The following is a 21935-nucleotide window of genomic DNA, read 5'->3' on the forward strand; positions in this document are numbered from 1 at the left end:
GTTATACGGTTTCCTTCTGGTCTTTAAATTTGCGCTGCAATTCTTGTTCAACCTGACGGGCACGCCAGATATTGTTCAGGGCGTTGACCATCGCTTTAGCGGAGGACTCCACAATATCGGTCGCCAGACCAATTCCGTGGAATTTGCGGCCGTTGTAGCTTACGACGATATCGACCTGGCCCAGCGCATTCTCGCCGTGGCCTTTAGCGGTCAGTTTGTAGTTAACCAACTCAGCGTCAAACTGGGTAATGCGGTTAATCGCCTGGTAAACCGCGTCAACCGGGCCGTTACCGGTAGCCGCATCAGATTTAGCAACATCGCCGCAACCCAGATTAACCGAGGCGGTGGCAGTCATGCTGGAACCGGTCTGGACGTTAAATTCGTGCAGCTGGAAATGCTCCGGCTCTTCATTCTGTTTGTTGATGAAGGCCAGCGCTTCCAGGTCGTAATCAAAGACCTGACCTTTTTTGTCGGCCAGTTTCAGGAAAGCGTCATACAGCGTATCCAGATTGTAATCCTGCTCGGCATAACCCATCTCTTCCATACGATGTTTTACCGCCGCACGGCCGGAACGAGAAGTCAGATTGAGCTGAATTTTATGTAAGCCGATCGATTCCGGCGTCAGGATTTCGTAGTTCTCGCGATTCTTCAGCACGCCATCCTGATGAATACCGGAAGAGTGGGCGAAAGCATTGGAGCCGACCACGGCTTTATTCGCTGGGATCGGCATGTTGCAGATCTGGCTGACCATCTGGCTGGTACGGTAAATTTCCTGATGATTGATATTGGTGTGTACGTTCATGATCTGCTGGCGGGTTTTAATCGCCATGATCACCTCTTCCAGCGCACAGTTACCGGCACGTTCACCCAGACCATTCATCGTGCCTTCAACCTGACGCGCGCCTGCCTGGACAGCAGCCAGGGCATTACCGGATGCCATACCCAGGTCATCGTGGGTATGCACAGAGATAATCGCTTTATCGATGTTAGGAACGCGGTTCATCAGTTCACTGATAATGTGCGCATATTCGCCTGGCAGGGTGTAACCAACGGTATCCGGGATGTTGATGGTGGTCGCACCGGCGTTAATCGTGGCTTCCACCATACGGCACAGGTCATCAATCGGGGTACGGCCGCCATCTTCACAGGAGAACTCAACGTCACTGGTGTAGTTACGCGCACGCTTCACCATATGTACCGCACGCTCAATCACTTCTGGCAGCGTGCTGCGCAGTTTGGTTGCGATGTGCATTGGGGAAGTGGCGATGAAGGTATGAATACGGAAGGCTTCGGCAACACGCAGTGACTCATAAGCTGCGTCGATATCTTTTTCTACACAGCGCGCCAGTCCACAGACGCGGCTGTTTTTGATGGTGCGCGCAATGGTCTGAACAGACTCAAAGTCGCCCGGTGAGGAGACCGGGAAACCGACTTCCATCACATCCACGCCCATGCGCTCCAGCGCTAACGCAATCTGCAATTTTTCTTTCACACTCAGGCTGGCCTGTAATGCCTGCTCACCGTCGCGCAGAGTGGTATCGAAAATAATGACTTGCTGGCTCATCGTATTCATCCTTATGCTTTTTCTGGCCTGGCAACGAGCATAAAAAAACCCGCGACAGGCGCGGGTTTTTAACTTTCAGCAGGTTTGAATCAGTGTTTGATTCCGCCCACAAGTCTACCGCGCAAGCTGAGTGCGTTTAGTAGTAGACCGAGAAGGCGAACAGAACGAAACATGGATTCAAACCTTATAAAATGTTGTGCTGTACATATTGGTACTGGAATCATTCAGGGATGTCAACCTTCAATGCAGGGGTATTCTCCTGGGCGCCAGAGGAAGATATTCTGTTATTTATCGGTCAGGCAGCGTAATGAACAGCGCGACCCTCACTGTGGACGCAATCAGCGCGGGAATGCGGGGCGCTGGGGCGCGATTTAAATTCTATTTAATTGAATTATAAGTATTTTGTTTGCATGGTGTTATGCGGGAACACAGCATTTATCACCTGCTGGTTAGCATAATCCAATGTGCTTTAGTGATTTCCTGGTTAATTACGCCAGAAAAGAAAAATGTCAGACGATAGTGGGCTATTGCAGCCGGTAATAAGTTTTCGTTATTTCTTAGATCACGCTGAAAATAATTTCATACCCAGCATTTTCCTCTGCGGTTCTGCCGCGTAATTAGTTTAATCCGCGTAGCCAATTCTTATCGGCCAGAGGCTTTACGTCCCTGCCTTTTAATTTACGCGGGTTTGCGGTTTGCCTGCCCGTGTAACTGCGGTTATGGTAATCGACCTACTCTCAGAAAAATAAACGCAACAGATTTCTCTGTAACCGGACAGCGGCTGACGTTTCCGCTGTCGTGCATAAACATAAGATTTTGATTGGCAAAGCAGGCACCGGGGCAACGTGATACGCATAAACGGGCGCATTCACAGAGCCGGGTCCGCAAGCCTGGAGGCAGAAGATGGAGATGTTGTCAGGAGCCGAAATGGTCGTCCGTTCGTTAATCGATCAGGGCGTGAAGCAGGTATTCGGTTATCCGGGTGGCGCAGTCTTAGATATCTATGATGCGCTGCAAACCGTCGGAGGTATCGATCACATTCTGGTGCGCCATGAGCAGGGTGCGGTGCATATGGCTGATGGCCTGGCGCGCGCGACGGGTGAAGTCGGCGTGGTGCTGGTCACCTCCGGACCTGGTGCAACCAATGCGATTACCGGTATCGCCACCGCCTATATGGACTCGATTCCGCTGGTGATTCTGTCGGGTCAGGTTCCGTCGTCGCTAATTGGCTATGACGCCTTTCAGGAATGCGACATGGTCGGCATCTCTCGTCCGGTGGTGAAGCACAGCTTCCTGGTGAAAAACACCGAAGAGATCCCAAGCGTGCTGAAAAAGGCATTCTGGCTGGCCTCCAGCGGCCGTCCGGGACCCGTGGTGATTGACCTGCCAAAAGATATCCTGAACCCGGCGAACAAATTGCCTTATCACTGGCCGGAGTCAGTGAGCATGCGCTCTTACAATCCCACTATTCAGGGTCATAAAGGGCAGATTAAGCGCGCGCTGACAACATTGCTGGCGGCGAAGAAGCCGGTGATCTATGCGGGTGGCGGTGCCATTACCGCAGGCTGTGAAGCGGAGCTGTTACAGCTGGCAGAAAGCCTGAATATTCCGGTGACGACCTCGCTGATGGGCCTGGGCGCGTTTCCTGGCACCCATCGTCAGTGTGTCGGCATGCTGGGTATGCACGGCACCTATGAAGCTAATATGACGATGCACAACACCGACCTGATTTTTGGGATCGGTGTTCGCTTTGATGATCGCACCACCAACAATCTGGCGAAATATTGCCCCAATGCCACGGTGATGCACATCGATATCGACCCGACCTCTATTTCCAAAACGGTGTCGGCGGATATCCCGATTGTCGGCGATGCAAAACAGGTGCTGCAGCAGATGCTGGAGTTACTGACGCAAAGCGACACGCCATCACGTGCTGAAAGCCTGCACGACTGGTGGCAGGAGATTGAAGGCTGGCGCAGTCGTCACTGTCTGGAATTTGATCGCACCAGCGACAAAATTAAGCCGCAGGCCGTGATTGAAACCATCAGCCGGCTGACCAAAGGCGATGCCTATGTCACGTCAGATGTAGGTCAGCACCAGATGTTTGCTGCGCTCTATTATCCTTTCGATAAACCGCGCCGCTGGATCAACTCTGGCGGTCTGGGCACCATGGGCTTTGGCCTGCCCGCGGCGCTGGGTGTGAAAATGGCGCTGCCGGAAGAGACCGTCATCTGCGTAACGGGCGATGGCAGTATCCAGATGAATATTCAGGAGCTTTCAACAGCATTGCAGTACGATCTGCCGGTGCTGGTACTGAACCTGAATAACCGGGTGCTGGGCATGGTGAAACAGTGGCAGGATATGATCTACTCGGGTCGCCACTCCCAGTCTTATATGGAATCGCTGCCTGACTTCGTGCGTCTGGCGGAAGCCTACGGTCACGTCGGGATCGCGATTGAGCATCCGGCTGAGCTGGAAGAGAAGCTGACGCTGGCGCTGGAAACCCTGGCGAAGGGGCGTCTGGTCTTTGTGGATGTCACCGTTGACGGTAGCGAACATGTCTACCCAATGCAGATTCGCGGTGGCAGCATGGATGAGATGTGGTTGAGCAAAACGGAGAGGACATAATTATGCGTCGTATTTTATCAGTTCTGCTGGAGAACGAATCCGGCGCATTATCCCGTGTCGTCGGCCTGTTCTCACAGCGCGGCTATAACATTGAAAGCCTGACCGTGGCGCCAACCGACGATCCCACACTGTCGCGGATGACCATTCAGACGGTGGGCGATCAGAAGGTACTGGAGCAGATTGAAAAGCAACTGCACAAGCTGGTGGATGTCCTGCGCGTCACCGAGCTGGGGCAGGGCGCCTATGTTGAGCGCGAAATCATGCTGGTGAAGATTCAGGCCAGTGGTTATGGTCGCGAAGAGGTGAAGCGTAACGCCGAGATCTTCCGTGGTCAGATCATCGATGTAACGCCGACGCTGTACACGGTTCAGCTGGCAGGCACCAGCGACAAACTGGACGCCTTCCTGAGCACCGTCCGCGATGTCGCTGAAATTGTTGAAGTGGCGCGCTCCGGTATCGTCGGCGTTTCACGCGGCGATCGCATCATGCGTTAATCACGCTGCGTCATCATCAATCCTCACCTAACCCGGCGAAATGCCGGGTTTTTTTATTTTTTATGCGCCAGGCGGATTACATTCAGAAAAGCGGTTGCTCCGCGCACTTTTCTGCTGTTAGATGATAGACATGAGTTATCCATAGCTTAACTGCGGCTATTTCTGCCGTAAAAGCGGATTTGATGGTGGGGTTATTGTGAAACTGGATGAAATTGCGCGTTTGGCAGGCGTGTCGCGCACCACGGCCAGTTATGTGATCAACGGCAAAGCGCGGCAGTATCGTGTCAGCGACAAGACCGTTGAAAAAGTCATGGCAGTGGTACGTGAACATAATTATCACCCTAATGCGGTGGCTGCGGGGCTGCGCGCCGGGCGTACGCGATCCATTGGGTTAGTGATCCCTGATCTGGAAAATACCAGTTATACGCGTATTGCAAACTATCTTGAGCGACAGGCACGTCAGCGCGGCTATCAGCTTCTGATCGCCTGTTCTGAAGATCAGCCTGAAAACGAGATGCGCTGCATTGAACATCTGCTGCAGCGCCAGGTCGATGCAATTATCGTTTCCACCTCATTACCGCCAGAGCATCCCTTTTATCAGCGCTGGATCAACGATTCTCTGCCAATAATTGCGCTGGACCGTGCGCTGGATCGTGAACATTTTACCAGTGTCGTCGGGGCCGATCAGGACGATGCCCAGACACTGGCTGCTGAACTGCGTCAGCTCGACGTTAAAAATGTGCTGTTCCTCGGTGCGTTACCCGAACTGTCAGTGAGCTTCCTGCGCGAAATGGGTTTCCGCGATGCCTGGAAAGACGATCCCCGTCCGATTGATTATATCTACTGCAACAGCTTCGAACGCACTGCTGCTGCTGCACTGTTTGAGAAATACCTTGAAGATCATCCGATGCCAGAGGCGCTTTTCACCACCTCTTTTGGGCTGCTGCAGGGTGTGATGGATGTGACGCTGAAACGAAACGGCCGCCTGCCGACGGAGCTGGCGATTGCCACCTTTGGCGACCACGAATTACTGGACTTTCTTGAGTGTCCGGTCCTGGCCGTTGGTCAGCGTCATCGTGACGTGGCAGAGCGCGTGCTGGAATTAGTTTTAGCCTCACTGGACGAACCCCGAAAACCAAAACCAGGCTTAACCCGTATCCGGCGTAATTTATACCGGCGCGGACAATTAAGCCGAAGAGTTAAATGAGTAACGGGCAGTATTATACTGCCCCTTTTATTTCGCGATTTACTGATTAAATAAACAGGTCGACGTAAAAAAGGGTAAATTCTGCTCATCAAATCTAACAAAGCAGAAAGCCCGATACCTATTATTTGCTTACAACTTCAACAAACCTTCTTTCCCGTCTGCCCTGAAGCCGCTGGGCTTCCATTCAGAAATCCCCTAAAATGCCGCCGCTGTCTCAGAAATCAGGATAAATATTTAACCCTTTACATTGTTTCATTTTTAGTCTTTTTTCCCCGAGCCATTTTTTTTATTCAGTTATTCATTGGCTTAATTTTTAGTTTCTCCTTTTATTCGATTATATCGTCGCCAGACTTTAATTTTGCGCCTTGTAAAGAGTGATATTCAACTGCCGCTCCGGCTTGACAAGGATTTCATGGGATCCTTAAACTCGTTTCGTGGTAAAAAGTGGGATAAAGTGGCGTAAATGGGTGATGAGGAGAAGAGACTGGCATGTTCCGCGGAGCAACGTTAGTCAATCTCGACAGCAAAGGGCGGCTCGCCGTACCCACGCGATATCGCGAATTGCTGATTGGGGAGTCTCAGGGGCAGATGGTCTGTACCATCGACCTCCACCAGCCATGCCTGTTGCTTTACACCCTGCCCGAATGGGAAATCATTGAAAAAAAGCTGGCACGCCTTTCCAGTATGAATCCACTTGAGCGCCGCGTGCAGCGTTTGCTGCTGGGACATGCCAGTGAATGTCAGATGGACAATGCAGGCCGCCTGCTGCTGGCGAATACGCTTCGGCAGCACGCAAAATTAACCAAAGAAGTGATGCTGGTTGGACAGTTCAATAAGTTTGAGCTGTGGGATGAACAGACCTGGTATCAACAAGTCAGGGACGATATTGACGCAGAACAGTCGGCTCAGGAACCTTTATCTGAGCGGTTGCAGGACTTGTCGCTATAGCTATGCAGGAAAATTTCAAACATACCACCGTGCTGTTGGATGAGGCGGTTAACGGCCTCAATATCAGGGAAGACGGTATTTACATCGACGGCACATTTGGTCGTGGTGGCCACTCACGCCTGATTCTTTCGCAACTGGGAGAGAAGGGAAAACTGATCGCCATCGATCGTGATCCGCAAGCTATCGCCGCTGCTGCTGAGATTACCGACCCGCGTTTTTCAATTATTCATGGCCCTTTTTCTGCGCTGGCAGAGTATGTTTCTGAACGGGATCTGGTCGGAAAAATTGACGGGATTTTGCTGGACCTGGGGGTTTCATCGCCGCAACTGGATGACGCTGAACGCGGCTTCTCCTTTATGCGTGACGGACCGCTGGACATGCGAATGGACCCGTCGCGTGGTCACTCAGCCGCAGAATGGTTGCTGCACGCGGAAGAGGCAGATATCGCTTTCGTCCTGAAGACTTACGGTGAAGAGCGATTCGCTAAACGTATTGCCCGGGCCATTGTCGAGCGCAATCGCGAGCAGCCGATGACCCGCACCCGTGAACTGGCTGAAGTCATCTCCGTCGCTATGCCAGTGAAAGATAAGTTTAAACATCCGGCTACACGCAGCTTCCAGGCCATTCGCATCTGGATTAACAGTGAACTGGAAGAGATCGATATCGCACTGAAAGGCGCGGTTCAGGTACTCGCACCGCAGGGCCGTCTCTCTGTGATCAGCTTCCATTCACTGGAAGATCGGCTGGTTAAGCGCTTTATGCGCGATCAGAGTCGTGGACCACAGGTGCCGGCCGGAATACCGATGACTGAACATCAGCTGCGAGCCCTGGGTGGCCGTGAACTGAAGTTGCTCGGCAAAATGTCGCCGGGTGACGCTGAAGTCTCTGAGAACCCACGTGCGCGCAGCTCGGTTTTACGTATCGCGGAGAAAACCGACGCATGATCGGTAACGAGCGTCACAGTCTGCCTGCCGTTATCGGCGGGGATCTGCTGCGAAAGGGCAAGATTCCGGTGCTGTTGCTTATCGCTGTCGTGGTTTCTGCCGTGCTGGTGGTCACCACCACGCATAAAACACGACTGTTAACGGCACAGCGTGAACAGCTGGTGCTGGAGCGTGACGCGCTGGATATCGAGTGGCGCAACCTGATTCTGGAAGAGAATGCGCTGGGCGATCACAGCCGTGTTGAACGCATCGCCACCGAGAAGCTGCAGCTGCAGCACGTTGATCCTTCACAAGAAAATATCGTGGTGCAGAAATAAGGACTTAAGTTAGCGAATGAGCGGCACAGGCAGAACGCTGAAATTGAAGAAACCGGAAGATAAAGCCAGCTTTGTAAGCTGGCGTTTTGCGTTGCTGTGCGGCTGTATTTTACTGGCGCTGGGTGGATTGCTGTCACGTGTTGCCTGGCTCCAGGTGATCAATCCTGGCAAGCTGGTCAAAGAGGGCGATCTGCGCTCGCTGCGCGTTCAGGCGGTGCCAACCTCGCGCGGGATGATCAGCGATCGTGCCGGACGACCGCTGGCAGTGAGTGTCCCGGTTAATGCCATCTGGGCGGATCCAAAAGAGCTGCATGCCGGTGGCGGCGTCACGCTGGACAGCCGCTGGAAGGCACTCTCTGATGCGCTCTCTATCCCCCTTGATCAGTTGGCCGCGCGCGTGAATGCCAATCCTAAAGGCCGCTTTGTCTATCTGGCGCGTCAGGTCAATCCGGCCATCGGCGACTACGTCAAAAAACTCAAACTTCCCGGTATTCATCTGCGCGAAGAGTCGCGCCGTTACTATCCTGCCGGGCAGGTTACCTCTCATCTGATTGGCTTTACCAACATCGACGGGCAGGGCATTGAAGGCATTGAGAAGAGTTTTGATAAATGGCTGACCGGTGCGCCGGGCGAGCGGACGGTGCGTAAAGATCGCTACGGTCGCGTCATCGAAGATATCTCCTCTGTGGACAGCCGGGCCGCGCATAACCTGACTCTCAGCATCGATGAGCGCTTACAGGCGCTGGTCTACCGTGAACTGAATAACGCCGTGGCCTTTAACAAAGCGGAATCGGGCACGGCAGTACTGGTGGATGTGAATACCGGCGAAGTACTGGCGATGGCCAACAGCCCGGCTTACAACCCGAATAATCTTGGCAACACGCCGAAAGATCTGATGCGTAACCGCGCCATCACCGACATTTTCGAACCTGGCTCGACCGTGAAGCCGATGGTGGTCATGGCGGCGCTGCAACGCGGCGTGGTCAGAGAGAACAGTGTCCTGAATACCGTGCCATATCGCGTCAATGGTCATGAGATCAAGGATGTGGCGCGCTACAACGAATTGACCCTGACAGGGGTTTTACAGAAATCGAGTAACGTCGGTGTTTCACGTCTGGCGTTAGCGATGCCTTCCTCAGCGCTTGTAGAAACTTATGCGCGCTTTGGACTGGGCAAACCGACCAATTTGGGGCTGGTCGGGGAAAGCAGTGGCTTATACCCTAAAAAACAACGGTGGTCTGACATAGAGAGGGCCACCTTCTCTTTCGGCTACGGGCTAATGGTAACGCCGTTACAGTTAGCGCGAGTCTACGCAACAATTGGCAGCTATGGCATTAATCGCCCGCTGTCGATTACCAAAGTGGATCCGCCCGTCGCGGGACAACGCGTTTTCGATGAGTCACTGGTGAAAACCGTGATGCATATGATGGAAAGCGTGGCGCTGCCTGGTGGCGGTGGGGTCAAAGCGGCCATCAAAGGTTATCGGATTGCGATAAAAACCGGTACAGCGAAAAAAGTCGGGCCCGATGGTCGCTACGTCAACAAATACATTGCCTATACCGCAGGCGTTGCGCCTGCCAGTCATCCCCGATTCGCGCTGGTGGTGGTGATCAACGATCCCCAGGCCGGCAAGTATTACGGTGGTGCGGTTTCTGCCCCGGTGTTTGGTGCCATCATGGGCGGCGTACTGCGCACCATGAACATCGAGCCGGACGCGTTACCGACCAATGACAAGAATGAGTTGGTGACTAACAGAAGTGAGGAAACAAGTGACAGATCGTAACCTGCGCGACTTACTCGGCCCCTGGGTGCCAGGCGCGCCGGCGCGCCCACTGCGCGACATGACACTGGATAGCCGCATTGCGGCTTCTGGCGATCTGTTTGTCGCTGTTGCAGGCCATCAGGTCGATGGACGCCGCTTTATCCCGCAGGCGATTGCTCAGGGCGTCGCCGCCGTGGTGGCCGAAGCTGAAGGCGAAGCCGCCGACGGCGAAATCCGTGAAATGCACGGCGTACCGGTTATCTATCTGGCCCAATTGCCTCAGCGTCTTTCAGCCTTAGCAGGCCGTTTTTATCAGCAGCCGGGTGAGAAACAGACGCTGATTGGCGTTACAGGTACAAATGGTAAAACCACCACGACCCAGTTGCTGGCGCAGTGGGCAACGCTGCTGGGTGAAACCAGCGCGGTCATGGGCACCGTCGGGAATGGGTTGGTGGGTCACTTGTCCGCGGCAGAAAATACCACCGGCTCAGCAGTTGATGTTCAGCATCTGCTGAACGATCTGGCGGAAAAAGGGGCGACCCTGACCGCAATGGAAGTCTCGTCACACGGACTGGTTCAGCATCGCGTCGCGGCGCTGCCGTTTGCCGCAGCGGTCTTTACCAATCTCAGCCGCGATCACCTCGATTATCACGGTGATATGCAGAGCTACGAGTCAGCCAAATGGCTGCTGTTTTCTGAGCATCAGGTCGGGCAGGCGATTCTTAACGCCGATGATGAAGTCGGTCGTCGCTGGCTGGCGCGCTTACCGGATGCGGTGGCAGTCACCATGGAGAATAACCTCCAGCCTGGCTGCCATGGCCGCTGGCTGAAAGCCGATGCGGTGGAGTACCACGATAACGGCGCACACATCCGTTTCAGCTCCAGCTGGGGCAACGGAGAAATCAACAGTCCATTAATGGGCGCGTTCAACGTCAGCAATCTGATGCTGGCGCTGGCGACGCTGCTGTCACTGGATTATCCGCTGGCGACGCTGATCAACGTTGCACCGCAGTTGCAGCCGGTCAACGGGCGTATGGAAGTGTTCAGCGCCGCAGGAAAACCGACGGTCGTGGTGGATTATGCCCATACGCCGGATGCGCTGGAAAAAGCGCTGGAAGCAGCCCGCCTGCACTGCAAAGGCAAACTGTGGTGTCTGTTTGGCTGCGGTGGCGATCGTGACAAAGGCAAACGACCATTAATGGGCGCGATTGCTGAGCAATATGCGGATGTGGTGGTGATTACCGACGACAATCCGCGCAGCGAAGATCCGCAGGCGATTGTTAACGATATTCTGACCGGTTTGCTGGATCCGGGCCGTGCACGGGTGGTGTCTGGCCGCGCGCAGGCCGTCACTAACACCATCATGCAGGCTCAGCCTGACGATATCGTACTGGTGGCCGGTAAAGGCCACGAAGATTATCAGATCATCGGCAATCGCCGTCTCGACTACTCCGATCGTGCCACGGTTGCGGCACTGCTGGGAGGCGCAGCATGATTCCGGTTTCATTAAAAACGCTTGCGGAGATCACCGTCGGAACGCTGCACGGCAGTGATTTAACCCTGAATGACGTAACGACGGATACCCGCAAAGTGACAGCAGGCAGTCTGTTTGTCGCGCTGGTGGGCGAACGTTTTGATGCCCATGACTTCGCTGAAGAGGCCATTGCCCGTGGCGCACAGGCGTTACTGGTCAGTAAGCATTTACCTGTCTCTGTGCCTCAGGTCGTCGTGGAAGATACCCGACTTGCTTTTGGCCGACTGAGTGCCTGGGTTCGTCAGCAGTCCACTGCCCGCGTCGTGGCGCTGACCGGCTCGTCCGGCAAAACGTCGGTTAAAGAGATGACGGCAGCGATTCTGCGTGAGTGCGGTGAGACGCTCTACACCGCAGGCAATCTCAACAACGATTATGGCGTGCCGATGACGCTGCTGCGTCTGACCGCAGAGCATCAGTATGCGGTAATTGAGCTTGGCGCTAATCATCAGGGCGAAATCGCCTACACCACCGACCTGGTTAAACCGGAAAGCGCGCTGGTGAATAACCTGGCAGCGGCCCATCTGGAAGGCTTTGGTTCGCTGGCGGGTGTCGCTAAAGCCAAGGGCGAGATTTTTCAGGGCTTACCGGCGAATGGCATTGCGATTCTCAATGAGGAAAGCAACGACTGGCCAAACTGGCAGACCACGCTGCAGGACAAAACCGTGTGGCGCTTCTCGCCGCAGGCGGCAGCGTGTGATTTCTCTGCCCGTGATATCCGCATTGCCCAGGACGGCACCCATTTTGTGATGAAGACACCGCGTGGTGAGGCTGAGATTGTGCTGCCGTTGCCGGGTCGGCATAACATCGCCAACGCACTGGCTGCGGCGGCTCTGGCCCTGTCAGTGGATGCCCCGCTTAGCGCCGTTCAGCAGGGGCTGAAAAACCTGCAGTCGGTGCCAGGTCGCCTGTTCCCGGTGCGCCTCTCTGCGCATCAGCTGCTGCTGGATGACAGTTATAACGCGAACGTCGGATCGATGACCGCCGCCGTCCAGGTCCTGTCAGAGATGCCGGGCTACCGGGTGCTGGTCGCCGGCGATATGGCGGAACTGGGTGATGAGACCGAAAAATGCCACCGCGAAATCGGGGATGCGGCACGTGATGCAGGTATTGATCGCGTACTGAGCTGCGGAAAATTCAGCCATTTTATTAGTGAAAACAGCAAAGCTGGCGAACATTTCAGCGATAAGACAGCGCTGACTGAACGTTTGCGTCAATTGTTGTCCGAACACTCAGAAATTACCGTCCTGATAAAAGGCTCGCGTAGTGCCGCCATGGAGCAGGTAGTACAGAGCTTAAAGGAGAAAGGAACATGTTAGTTTGGCTGGCCGAGCATCTGGTCGCTTTTTATTCGGGCTTCAACGTCTTTTCCTATCTGACGTTTCGCGCCATTGTCAGCCTGCTGACAGCACTCTTTATCTCTCTCTGGATGGGGCCGCGTCTGATTGCGTGGCTGCAGAAATTACAGATTGGTCAGGTTGTCCGTAACGATGGCCCGGAATCGCATTTCAGTAAGCGCGGAACGCCCACAATGGGCGGGATTATGATTCTGACCTCCATCACCATTTCGGTGCTGATGTGGGCATATCCGTCGAATCCCTATGTCTGGTGCGTGCTGTTCGTGCTGGTCGGCTTTGGCATCATCGGCTTTGTCGATGACTACCGCAAAGTGGTGCGCAAAGATACTAAGGGCCTGATTGCCCGCTGGAAATATTTCTGGATGTCGGTGATTTCTCTGGGTGTCGCGTTTGGGCTTTATGCAGCAGGTAAAGATACCCCGGCGACCCAGCTTGTGGTGCCCTTTTTCAAAGACATCATGCCACAGTTAGGCCTGTTTTATGTGCTGCTGGCCTACTTTGTGATTGTCGGAACGGGTAACGCGGTCAATCTGACCGATGGTCTCGATGGTCTGGCGATCATGCCCACCGTCTTTGTCGCCGCAGGCTTTGCGCTGGTTGCCTGGGCCACCGGTAACGTGAAGTTTGCTGAATATCTTCATATTCCTTATCTGCGTCACGCCGGTGAGCTGGTGATTGTCTGTACCGCCATCGTCGGGGCAGGGCTGGGCTTCCTGTGGTTCAACACCTATCCGGCTCAGGTCTTTATGGGTGATGTCGGCTCACTGGCGCTGGGCGGCGCGCTGGGAACCATCGCCGTGTTGCTGCGTCAGGAATTTTTACTGGTGATTATGGGTGGCGTGTTTGTGGTTGAAACGCTGTCGGTAATCCTGCAGGTGGGATCGTTTAAGTTGCGCGGCCAGCGTATTTTCCGCATGGCGCCGATCCATCACCACTATGAACTCAAGGGCTGGCCGGAACCGCGCGTCATTGTGCGCTTCTGGATTATTTCGCTAATGCTGGTGCTGATTGGCCTGGCCACGCTGAAGGTGCGTTAATCATGGCTGACTATCGGGGTAGAAAAGTTGTCATTATCGGGCTGGGCCTTACCGGGCTCTCCTGTGTTGATTTCTTTTTAGCGCAGGGCGTAACGCCCCGCGTGATGGACACCCGTGTCTCGCCGCCGGGGCTGGATAAATTGCCCGGGCAGGTTGAACGTCACCTGGGCGGCATCAACGGTGACTGGCTGCTGGCGGCCGATCTGATTGTTGCCAGCCCTGGCGTCGCGCTGGCGCATCCGATTCTTAGCGAAGCCGTCGAAGCCGGAATCGAAATCGTCGGTGATATTGAGCTGTTCTGCCGCGAGGCGCAGGCACCTATCGTGGCGATCACCGGTTCCAACGGCAAAAGCACTGTTACAACGCTGGTGGGTGAGATGGCGAAAGCCGCGGGCTGGCAGGTGGGCGTTGGCGGCAATATCGGTCTGCCCGCGCTGAGTCTGCTGCAATCACCCGCGCAACTTTATGTACTGGAACTTTCCAGCTTCCAGCTTGAGACCACATACAGTCTGAAAGCGGCTGCGGCAACCGTGCTCAACGTCAGTGAAGATCATATGGATCGCTATCCGCTGGGTATGCAGCAGTATCGCGCCGCCAAGCTGCGGGTTTATGAGAATGCACAGATCTGCATCGTTAACGCCGATGACGCACTGACAATGCCGGTCCGCGGCGCAGATACCCGCTGTGTCAGCTTTGGTGTCGATTTTGGTGACTATCACCTGAATAAGCAGCAAGGCAGCATCTGGCTGCGGGTGAAGGGCGAGAAAGTCCTGAACACCGCTGAAATGAAGATGGTGGGACAGCACAACTATACCAACGCGCTGGCGGCACTGGCGCTGGCCGATGCGGTCGGTCTGCCACGCGCTTCAAGCCTGGCGGCCTTAACGCACTTTAACGGTCTGGCGCATCGTTTCCAGCTGGTCCATGAACATCAGGGCGTGCGCTGGATCAATGACTCCAAAGCGACCAATGTCGGCAGCACCGAAGCGGCGCTCAATGGCCTGCAGGTTCAGGGAACGCTGTGGCTGCTGATGGGCGGTGATGGTAAGTCAGCCGATTTTACGCCGCTGATCCCCTGGCTGCAGGGCGACAACGTGCGTCTTTACTGCTTTGGCCGCGACGGTGATGCGCTGGCCGCGCTGCGTCCTGATATCGCCGTGCGCACAGAAACCATGCGGCAGGCGATGGAGCAGATCGCGCCGCAGGTTAACGCAGGCGATATGGTTCTGCTGTCGCCGGCCTGCGCCAGCCTTGACCAGTTCCGTAACTTTGAGCAGCGCGGTGAGCAGTTCGCGCAACTGGCGAAGGAGTTGAGCTGATGCGTATTCCTGGTGCCGGACTGGCGGGATATTTCTCAGGACGCCTGAAAGATTGGGTCATGGGCGCACGTGAAAGTGATGACTCTTCACTGGTGCTCTATGACCGCACACTGCTATGGCTCACGCTGGGCCTGGCGGTGATTGGTTTTGTGATGGTGACGTCGGCATCAATGCCGGTGGGTCAGCGTCTGAATGACGATCTCTTTTACTTCGCCAAGCGTGATGCTTTCTACATCGTGCTGGCATTAGGTATGGCACTGGTCACGTTGCGGGTGCCGATGGATTTCTGGCAGCGCTACAGCAACGTGATGCTGATGGTCACGGTGGCGATGCTGCTGATTGTTCTGGTAGTTGGTAGCTCGGTAAACGGTGCATCGCGCTGGATTGCACTGGGTCCACTGCGTATCCAGCCGGCTGAGTTGTCGAAGCTCTCTCTGTTCTGTTATCTCGCCAGTTATCTGGTGCGCAAAGTGGAAGAGGTGCGTAACAACTTTTGGGGCTTCTGTAAGCCGATGGGCGTGATGGTCGTGCTGGCCGTGTTACTGCTGGCACAGCCGGACCTCGGTACGGTGGTTGTGTTGTTTGTGACTACGCTGGCGATGCTGTTCCTGGCAGGTGCCAAGCTGTGGCAGTTCATGGCAATTATCGGCTCCGGCATTTTTGCGGTAATTCTGCTGATCATTGCAGAACCCTACCGTATGCGCCGTGTGACGTCGTTCTGGAATCCGTGGGAAGATCCCTTTGGTAGCGGCTACCAGCTGACTCAGTCGCTGATGGCATTTGGTCGCGGTGAATTCTGGGGGCAGGGGCTCGGTAACTCTGTGCAAAAGCTGGAATATCTGCCGGAAGCCCATACCGACTTTATTTTCGCCATCATCGGGGAAGAACTCGGCTACGTCGGTGTGGTATTGGCACTTTTAATGGTATTCTTCGTCGCTTTTCGTGCGATGTCGATTGGCCGTCGTGCTCTGGAACTGGATCAGCGTTTTTCCGGCTTTTTAGCCTGTTCGATTGGTGTCTGGTTCAGCTTCCAGGCGCTGGTTAACGTCGGGGCTGCCGCGGGTATGTTACCGACCAAAGGTCTGACCTTACCGCTGATCAGTTACGGTGGGTCGAGTCTGATCATTATGTCGACCGCCATCGTTTTTTTATTACGCATAGATTATGAAACGCGCCTGGCGAAAGCGCAGGCGTTTACCCGAGGTGGTCGATGAGCGGTAAGCGATTGATGGTGATGGCAGGCGGAACCGGCGGACATGTCTTTCCCGGTCTGGCTGTCGCCCATCACCTGATGGAACAGGGCTGGCAGGTTCGCTGGTTAGGCACCGCCGACCGTATGGAAGCCGATCTGGTGCCGAAGCACGGCATCGAAATCGACTTTATCCGCATCAGCGGACTACGCGGTAAGGGCATGAAAGCGTTGCTGCTGGCACCGCTGCGCATCTTCAATGCATGGCGTCAGGCGCGTCGCATCATGAAAGCGTGGAAGCCGGATGTCGTGCTGGGCATGGGCGGCTACGTTTCCGGTCCGGGCGGCTTAGCGGCCTGGAGCTGCGGTATTCCGGTTGTGCTGCATGAGCAGAACGGTATTGCCGGTCTGACCAATAAATGGCTGGCGAAAATCGCCACCAAAGTTTTGCAGGCGTTTCCGGGCGCGTTTCCTGCCGCCGACGTGGTAGGAAATCCGGTTCGCACTGACGTTCTGGCACTGCCTTTACCTGCGCAACGTCTGGCAGACCGTCATGGCCCGATTCGGGTGCTGGTGATTGGTGGAAGTCAGGGCGCACGGATACTGAACCAGACGCTACCGCAGATTGCGGCGCTGGTGGGTGATGAGATCACCCTGTGGCATCAGACCGGTAAAGGGGCGTTGCCTGAAACAGAGAAAGCGTATCAGCAGGTCGGTCAGACGCAGCATAAAGTGACCGAATTTATTGATGATATGGCTGCTGCCTATGCCTGGGCTGATGTGGTGGTATGCCGCTCCGGTGCGTTAACCGTGAGCGAAGTTGCTGCCGCTGGTTTACCGGCCATTTTTGTGCCGTTTCAGCACAAAGATCGCCAGCAGTACTGGAACGCGCTGCCGCTGGAAAAAGCGGGCGCCGCCAGAATTTTTGAGCAGCCGCAATTTACTGCGGAGGCTGTAGCGGATCTGCTACGCCACTGGGATCGTGCAACACTGCTGACGATGGCTGAACAGGCCCGTCAGGTGGCTATCCCCGATGCGACTGAACGAGTCGCTCAGGAAGTGGCTCGCGCCGCAAAGTAATCATTCCGGTCAGCGCGTCTGACCTGTACCCGGACTGGGTACAAACTGAAATAGCAGGTAACAGAGAGCGATGAATACACAACAATTGGCAAAACTGCGTTCTATCGTGCCCGAGATGCGTCGCGTCCGGCACATCCACTTTGTCGGCATCGGCGGTGCTGGCATGGGCGGTATTGCCGAAGTGTTAGCAAATGAAGGCTACCATATCAGCGGTTCAGATCTGGCCCCTAACCCGGTGACGCAGAATCTGATTGCGCTGGGTGCCACTATTTATTTTAACCATCGCCCTGAAAACGTGACCGATGCCAGCGTGGTCGTGGTCTCCAGCGCCGTTTCGCAGGATAACCCTGAACTGGTAGCGGCACGTGAACAGCGCATTCCGGTGATCCGTCGCGCGGAGATGCTGGCTGAACTGATGCGTTTCCGTCACGGCATTGCCGTTGCAGGGACCCATGGCAAAACGACGACGACGGCGATGGTGTCGAGCATTTATGCGGAAGCGGGTCTCGATCCGACCTTCGTTAACGGCGGACTGGTTAAAGCAGCTGGAACCCATGCCCGTCTGGGTAACAGCCGGTATCTGATTGCTGAAGCGGATGAGAGCGATGCGTCGTTTCTGCATCTGCAGCCGATGGTGGCGATTGTGACCAACATTGAAGCTGACCATATGGACACCTATCAGGGCGATTTTGAGAACCTGAAGCAGACCTTTATTAACTTCCTGCACAACCTGCCGTTTTACGGTCGTGCGGTGATGTGCGTGGATGATGCAGTTATTCGTGACCTGCTTCCTCGCGTGGGCCGTCATATCACCACGTACGGTTTCAGTGACGATGCGGATCTGCGCATTGAAAACTACGAGCAGAGTGGTGCGCAGGGGCATTTCACTCTGATTCGTCAGGATAAAGCGCCGCTGCAGATTACGCTGAACGCGCCGGGCCGCCACAATGCCCTGAACGCAGCCGCCGCTGTCGCCGTCGCCAGTGAAGAAGGCATCGAAGACAATGCGATTCTGGCCGCACTGGAGAGCTTCCAGGGCACAGGTCGTCGCTTTGATCTGCTGGGTGAATTCCCGACCGAGCCGGTCAATGGACAACCGGGCACCGCGATGCTGGTGGATGATTACGGTCATCACCCAACCGAAGTTGACGCGACGATTAAAGCCGCGCGCGCAGGCTGGCCAGATAAAAAGCTGGTGATGGTGTTTCAGCCGCACCGTTATAGCCGTACCCGCGATCTGTTTGATGATTTCGCCAACGTACTGTCGCATGTCGATGTGTTGCTGATGCTGGATGTGTACTCCGCTGGTGAGACCGCGATTCCAGGCGCTGACAGTCGTTCGCTCTGCCGTGCCATTCGTAACCGGGGCAAGGTCGATCCGATTCTGGTGCCGGAACATGACGCACTGCCGGAGATGCTTGCACCGCTGCTGTCAGGCAATGACCTGATTCTGGTACAGGGTGCCGGGAACGTCGGCAAGGTTGCCCGCAAGCTGGCGGACACGAAGCTCCAGCCGGAACGCAAAGCGGAGGATCGTCATGGCGGATAAAGTTGCAGTATTAATGGGTGGCACGTCGGCAGAGCGCGAGGTTTCGCTCAACTCGGGTCAGGCCGTGATTGCCGGATTGCGGGAAATGGGTATCAATGCACATGGCATCGATACCCGCCATGTCTCCGTGCTGACGCTGAAAGAGCAGGGGTTCACCAAAGCCTTTATCGCGCTACATGGTCGCGGCGGTGAAGATGGCACGATGCAGGCGGTGCTGGAATTCCTGCAACTGCCTTACACCGGCAGCGGCGTGATGGCATCGGCGGTGACGATGGATAAGTTGCGCACCAAACTGCTGTGGCAGGGTCGTGGTTTACCATCAGGAAAATTTGTCTGGCTGACGCGTCAGCAGTTTGAGGGCGGGCTGGATGAGGAGAGCAACGCGGCGATTGCAGCGCTTGGCCTGCCACTGTTTGTGAAGCCAGCCTGTGAAGGCTCCAGCGTGGGCATCAGCCGTGTTAACGATCTGCACGCGCTGCCAGCGGCACTGGAGATGGCGTTTAAGTACGACAATGACGTACTGGTCGAGGCGTTTCTCAGCGGCGCGGAGTATACCGTCGCGATTGTGGGCGATCGTATCCTGCCCTCAATAGAAATAAAGAGCGCCAGCGAGTTCTATGACTATGAAGCTAAATACATTTCTGACGATACTCAGTACGTCTGTCCGGCCGAGTTAAGTGCTGAACGTGAAGCTGAATTGCAGCAGCTGGTGCTGGCGGCCTGGCGTGCGCTGGGCTGTCGTGGCTGGGGACGGGTTGATGTGATGACCGACGGGGAAGGGCGCTTTCAGTTACTGGAAGCCAATACCTCGCCGGGCATGACCAGCCACAGCCTGGTCCCTATGGCAGCGAAACAGGCGGGCATGAGCTTCCCGCAGCTGGTTGCTCATATTCTGGAGCTGGCCGACTGATATGTCACAGGCGGCGATGAGAGTTCGAAACCGTGAACCGCAGGAGCGTATTCGCACCGGGCGCAGTAACGGTGCCCGACTGTTCGGCATTTTTTTCCTGCTGATCGTTATCGGGATTATGGTTGCCGGCGGGCTGGTGGTGCTGAAGTGGATGAACGATGCGTCCCGGCTGCCGTTGTCAAAACTGGTGGTGACAGGACAGACGCATTACACCACGCACGACGATATTCGACAGGCGATTTTGTCGCTGGGTCCGCCCGGCACGTTTATGTCACAGAATGTGGACATTCTGCAGCAGCAGATTGAGCGGTTGCCGTGGATTAAGCAGGTCAGTGTGCGTAAGCAGTGGCCGGACGAACTGAAGATCCACCTGGTGGAGTATACGCCGGTGGCGCGCTGGAACGATTTGCATATGGTGGATGCAGAAGGTAACGCCTTCAGCGTACCCGCCAGTCATGTCGGCAAAGAGACACTGCCGATGCTGTATGGGCCAGAAGGGAGTGAAAAAGAGGTCCTGGCAGGCTATCACAGCATGGATGATGTGCTAAAAGCCCGGAAGTTTACTCTGAAGGTGGCGTCAATGACGGCCCGTCGTTCATGGCAGCTGGTCACCAGTGATGATGTACGCATCGAACTGGGACGCAGCGACACCATGAAACGACTGAATCGCTTTATTGAGCTCTACCCGGTACTGCAACAGCAAGGTCAGAACGAGAGCAAACGTATCAGCTACGTGGATTTGCGATATGACTCGGGCGCTTCTGTTGGCTGGACACCGGTCGTGATGGAGCCACAGGACAGTAATCAGCAACAGAACCAGGCACAGGCTAAACAACAATGATCAAGGCAACGGACAGAAAACTGGTAGTTGGACTCGAAATCGGCACTGCGAAAGTTGCCGCCCTGGTTGGGGAAATTCTGCCCGATGGTATGGTCAACATTATTGGGGTGGGCAGCTGTCCTTCCCGTGGTATGGATAAAGGTGGCGTAAACGATCTTGAGTCGGTGGTGAAATGCGTTCAGCGCGCCATCGATCAGGCTGAGCTGATGGCGGATTGCCAGATCTCCTCCGTCTACCTTGCTTTATCGGGCAAACATATCAGTTGTCAGAACGAAATCGGGATGGTTCCGATTTCAGAAGAGGAAGTGACTCAGGATGATGTAGAGAATGTCGTACATACCGCTAAATCGGTGAGAGTGCGCGACGAGCATCGCATCCTGCACGTTATTCCTCAGGAATACGCGATCGACTATCAGGAAGGGATCAAGAATCCGGTTGGGCTTTCTGGCGTGCGTATGCAGGCGAAAGTGCACCTGATCACCTGCCACAACGACATGGCGAAGAACATCGTTAAAGCCGTTGAGCGTTGCGGACTGAAAGTAGATCAGCTGATTTTTGCCGGTCTCGCCTCCAGTTTTGCCGTTTTGACTGAAGACGAACGTGAGCTGGGCGTGTGTGTTGTCGATATTGGTGGCGGTACAATGGACATAGCCGTATATACCGGCGGCGCTTTACGGCACACTAAGGTTATTCCGTATGCAGGCAACGTTGTCACCAGCGATATCGCCTATGCGTTTGGCACACCGCCAACGGATGCTGAAGCGATTAAAGTGCGTCATGGTTGCGCGCTGGGCTCGATTGTCGGCAAAGATGAGAACGTTGAGGTACCGAGCGTGGGCGGACGTCCACCACGTAGCCTGCAACGTCAGACGCTGGCGGAAGTGATTGAGCCGCGTTATACCGAACTTTTGAATCTGGTTAATGACGAGATTCTGCAGTTACAGGAACAACTGCGTCAGCAGGGCGTAAAGCATCACTTAGCCGCAGGCATTGTCCTGACCGGTGGTGCAGCGCAAATTGAAGGACTGGCGGCCTGTGCGCAACGCGTATTCCATACGCAGGTGCGTATCGGACAGCCGCTGAATATTACCGGCCTGACTGACTATGCGCAGGAATCGTACTACTCCACTGCCGTGGGACTGTTGCATTACGGCAAAGAGTCGCACATGAACGGTGATGCAGAGACCGAAAAACGGGTCTCAGTAGGTAACTGGTTCAAGCGTATTAACAGTTGGTTAAAAAAAGAGTTTTAATTTT

Annotated in this window: 19 protein-coding genes; 17 read left to right on the forward strand and 2 right to left on the reverse strand. The window is 55.0% G+C overall.

Features of this window, described 5'->3' with window-relative positions; translation table 11 throughout:
- Nucleotide 1: 1 nt before the first annotated feature.
- Both leuA and leuL read right to left on the reverse strand, forming a co-directional pair.
- Complete coding sequence (gene leuA / locus AC6I77_RS03035) at nt 2-1564, reverse strand: 2-isopropylmalate synthase (RefSeq protein ID WP_003854773.1); 1563 nt, start codon at nt 1562-1564, stop codon at nt 2-4.
- 89 nt (nt 1565-1653) lie between these two features.
- The gene (leuL, locus tag AC6I77_RS03040; RefSeq protein ID WP_193555294.1) at nt 1654-1788 is read right to left on the reverse strand and encodes a leu operon leader peptide; all 135 of its coding nucleotides are present in this window, start codon (nt 1786-1788) and stop codon (nt 1654-1656) included.
- 679 nt (nt 1789-2467) lie between these two features.
- On the opposite strand from leuL, the gene ilvI reads away from it, so the two are divergent.
- The 17 genes from ilvI (at nt 2468) to ftsA (ending at nt 21931) form a co-directional block, all read left to right on the forward strand.
- Nucleotides 2468-4192 (forward strand): acetolactate synthase 3 large subunit, encoded by a 1725-nt coding sequence (gene ilvI, locus AC6I77_RS03045; protein WP_008925573.1) that lies wholly within the window; start codon nt 2468-2470, stop codon nt 4190-4192.
- Nucleotides 4193-4194: 2 nt separating this feature from the next.
- A complete protein-coding gene (gene ilvN, locus AC6I77_RS03050) occupies nt 4195-4686 on the forward strand; it encodes an acetolactate synthase small subunit (RefSeq protein WP_003854770.1) in 492 nt (163 codons plus the stop codon).
- Between the two features lie 196 nt (nt 4687-4882).
- Entirely contained in the window at nt 4883-5893 is a 1011-nt protein-coding gene (gene cra / locus AC6I77_RS03055) for a catabolite repressor/activator (RefSeq protein ID WP_003854769.1), read from the forward strand.
- Between the two features lie 489 nt (nt 5894-6382).
- Nucleotides 6383-6841: a division/cell wall cluster transcriptional repressor MraZ gene (mraZ, locus tag AC6I77_RS03060; RefSeq protein WP_003854767.1), complete on the forward strand. Its 459-nt coding sequence runs from the start codon at nt 6383-6385 to the stop codon at nt 6839-6841.
- Between the two features lie 2 nt (nt 6842-6843).
- The gene (rsmH, locus tag AC6I77_RS03065; RefSeq protein ID WP_497816715.1) at nt 6844-7785 is read left to right on the forward strand and encodes a 16S rRNA (cytosine(1402)-N(4))-methyltransferase RsmH; all 942 of its coding nucleotides are present in this window, start codon (nt 6844-6846) and stop codon (nt 7783-7785) included.
- Nucleotides 7782-8102 (forward strand): cell division protein FtsL, encoded by a 321-nt coding sequence (gene ftsL, locus AC6I77_RS03070; protein WP_003854764.1) that lies wholly within the window; start codon nt 7782-7784, stop codon nt 8100-8102. Before rsmH ends, ftsL begins: the two co-directional genes overlap by 4 nt.
- 16 nt (nt 8103-8118) lie before the next feature.
- Nucleotides 8119-9885: a peptidoglycan glycosyltransferase FtsI gene (locus tag AC6I77_RS03075; protein ID WP_003854762.1), complete on the forward strand. Its 1767-nt coding sequence runs from the start codon at nt 8119-8121 to the stop codon at nt 9883-9885.
- Nucleotides 9872-11359 (forward strand): UDP-N-acetylmuramoyl-L-alanyl-D-glutamate--2,6-diaminopimelate ligase, encoded by a 1488-nt coding sequence (gene murE / locus AC6I77_RS03080; protein WP_105099553.1) that lies wholly within the window; start codon nt 9872-9874, stop codon nt 11357-11359. The genes AC6I77_RS03075 and murE overlap by 14 nt, the downstream gene beginning before the upstream one ends.
- Nucleotides 11356-12714: a UDP-N-acetylmuramoyl-tripeptide--D-alanyl-D-alanine ligase gene (murF, locus tag AC6I77_RS03085; RefSeq protein WP_283543814.1), complete on the forward strand. Its 1359-nt coding sequence runs from the start codon at nt 11356-11358 to the stop codon at nt 12712-12714. The genes murE and murF overlap by 4 nt, the downstream gene beginning before the upstream one ends.
- A complete protein-coding gene (gene mraY / locus AC6I77_RS03090) occupies nt 12708-13790 on the forward strand; it encodes a phospho-N-acetylmuramoyl-pentapeptide-transferase (protein WP_013356763.1) in 1083 nt (360 codons plus the stop codon). Before murF ends, mraY begins: the two co-directional genes overlap by 7 nt.
- A gap of 2 nt (nt 13791-13792) precedes the next feature.
- On the forward strand, nt 13793-15109 hold the full coding sequence (gene murD, locus AC6I77_RS03095) for a UDP-N-acetylmuramoyl-L-alanine--D-glutamate ligase (protein ID WP_003854752.1): 1317 nt from the start codon (nt 13793-13795) through the stop codon (nt 15107-15109).
- Entirely contained in the window at nt 15109-16323 is a 1215-nt protein-coding gene (ftsW, locus tag AC6I77_RS03100; RefSeq protein ID WP_003854750.1) for a cell division protein FtsW, read from the forward strand. The genes murD and ftsW overlap by 1 nt, the downstream gene beginning before the upstream one ends.
- Nucleotides 16320-17378 (forward strand): undecaprenyldiphospho-muramoylpentapeptide beta-N-acetylglucosaminyltransferase, encoded by a 1059-nt coding sequence (murG, locus tag AC6I77_RS03105; RefSeq protein ID WP_003854746.1) that lies wholly within the window; start codon nt 16320-16322, stop codon nt 17376-17378. The genes ftsW and murG overlap by 4 nt, the downstream gene beginning before the upstream one ends.
- Before the next feature lie 70 nt (nt 17379-17448).
- Nucleotides 17449-18927: a UDP-N-acetylmuramate--L-alanine ligase gene (murC, locus tag AC6I77_RS03110; RefSeq protein ID WP_008925575.1), complete on the forward strand. Its 1479-nt coding sequence runs from the start codon at nt 17449-17451 to the stop codon at nt 18925-18927.
- Nucleotides 18917-19837 carry a D-alanine--D-alanine ligase gene (locus AC6I77_RS03115; protein WP_008925576.1) on the forward strand — a complete coding sequence of 307 codons (921 nt, stop codon included), beginning with the start codon at nt 18917-18919 and terminating at the stop codon, nt 19835-19837. Before murC ends, AC6I77_RS03115 begins: the two co-directional genes overlap by 11 nt.
- Nucleotide 19838: 1 nt before the next feature.
- Complete coding sequence (gene ftsQ, locus AC6I77_RS03120) at nt 19839-20678, forward strand: cell division protein FtsQ (RefSeq protein WP_003854740.1); 840 nt, start codon at nt 19839-19841, stop codon at nt 20676-20678.
- On the forward strand, nt 20675-21931 hold the full coding sequence (gene ftsA, locus AC6I77_RS03125) for a cell division protein FtsA (protein ID WP_003854739.1): 1257 nt from the start codon (nt 20675-20677) through the stop codon (nt 21929-21931). Before ftsQ ends, ftsA begins: the two co-directional genes overlap by 4 nt.
- Nucleotides 21932-21935: the final 4 nt, after the last annotated feature.

The organism is Pantoea sp. X-Soil-ISGK-259, assembly GCF_059730705.1.

Bases quoted from the DNA above. Each gene is read 5' to 3' on its own strand.
- murG (WP_003854746.1), top strand. From the start codon at position 16,320: ATGAGCGGTAAGCGATTGATGGTGATGGCAGGCGGAACCGGCGGACAT.
- mraY (WP_013356763.1), top strand. From the start codon at position 12,708: ATGTTAGTTTGGCTGGCCGAGCATCTGGTCGCTTTTTATTCGGGCTTC.
- leuL (WP_193555294.1), bottom strand. From the start codon at position 1,788: ATGATTCCAGTACCAATATGTACAGCACAACATTTTATAAGGTTTGAA.
- rsmH (WP_497816715.1), top strand. From the start codon at position 6,844: ATGCAGGAAAATTTCAAACATACCACCGTGCTGTTGGATGAGGCGGTT.
- ilvI (WP_008925573.1), top strand. From the start codon at position 2,468: ATGGAGATGTTGTCAGGAGCCGAAATGGTCGTCCGTTCGTTAATCGAT.
- mraZ (WP_003854767.1), top strand. From the start codon at position 6,383: ATGTTCCGCGGAGCAACGTTAGTCAATCTCGACAGCAAAGGGCGGCTC.
- murC (WP_008925575.1), top strand. From the start codon at position 17,449: ATGAATACACAACAATTGGCAAAACTGCGTTCTATCGTGCCCGAGATG.
- ilvN (WP_003854770.1), top strand. From the start codon at position 4,195: ATGCGTCGTATTTTATCAGTTCTGCTGGAGAACGAATCCGGCGCATTA.
- AC6I77_RS03115 (WP_008925576.1), top strand. From the start codon at position 18,917: ATGGCGGATAAAGTTGCAGTATTAATGGGTGGCACGTCGGCAGAGCGC.
- murF (WP_283543814.1), top strand. From the start codon at position 11,356: ATGATTCCGGTTTCATTAAAAACGCTTGCGGAGATCACCGTCGGAACG.
- AC6I77_RS03075 (WP_003854762.1), top strand. From the start codon at position 8,119: ATGAGCGGCACAGGCAGAACGCTGAAATTGAAGAAACCGGAAGATAAA.
- ftsQ (WP_003854740.1), top strand. From the start codon at position 19,839: ATGTCACAGGCGGCGATGAGAGTTCGAAACCGTGAACCGCAGGAGCGT.
- ftsA (WP_003854739.1), top strand. From the start codon at position 20,675: ATGATCAAGGCAACGGACAGAAAACTGGTAGTTGGACTCGAAATCGGC.
- ftsW (WP_003854750.1), top strand. From the start codon at position 15,109: ATGCGTATTCCTGGTGCCGGACTGGCGGGATATTTCTCAGGACGCCTG.
- leuA (WP_003854773.1), bottom strand. From the start codon at position 1,564: ATGAGCCAGCAAGTCATTATTTTCGATACCACTCTGCGCGACGGTGAG.
- murD (WP_003854752.1), top strand. From the start codon at position 13,793: ATGGCTGACTATCGGGGTAGAAAAGTTGTCATTATCGGGCTGGGCCTT.
- ftsL (WP_003854764.1), top strand. From the start codon at position 7,782: ATGATCGGTAACGAGCGTCACAGTCTGCCTGCCGTTATCGGCGGGGAT.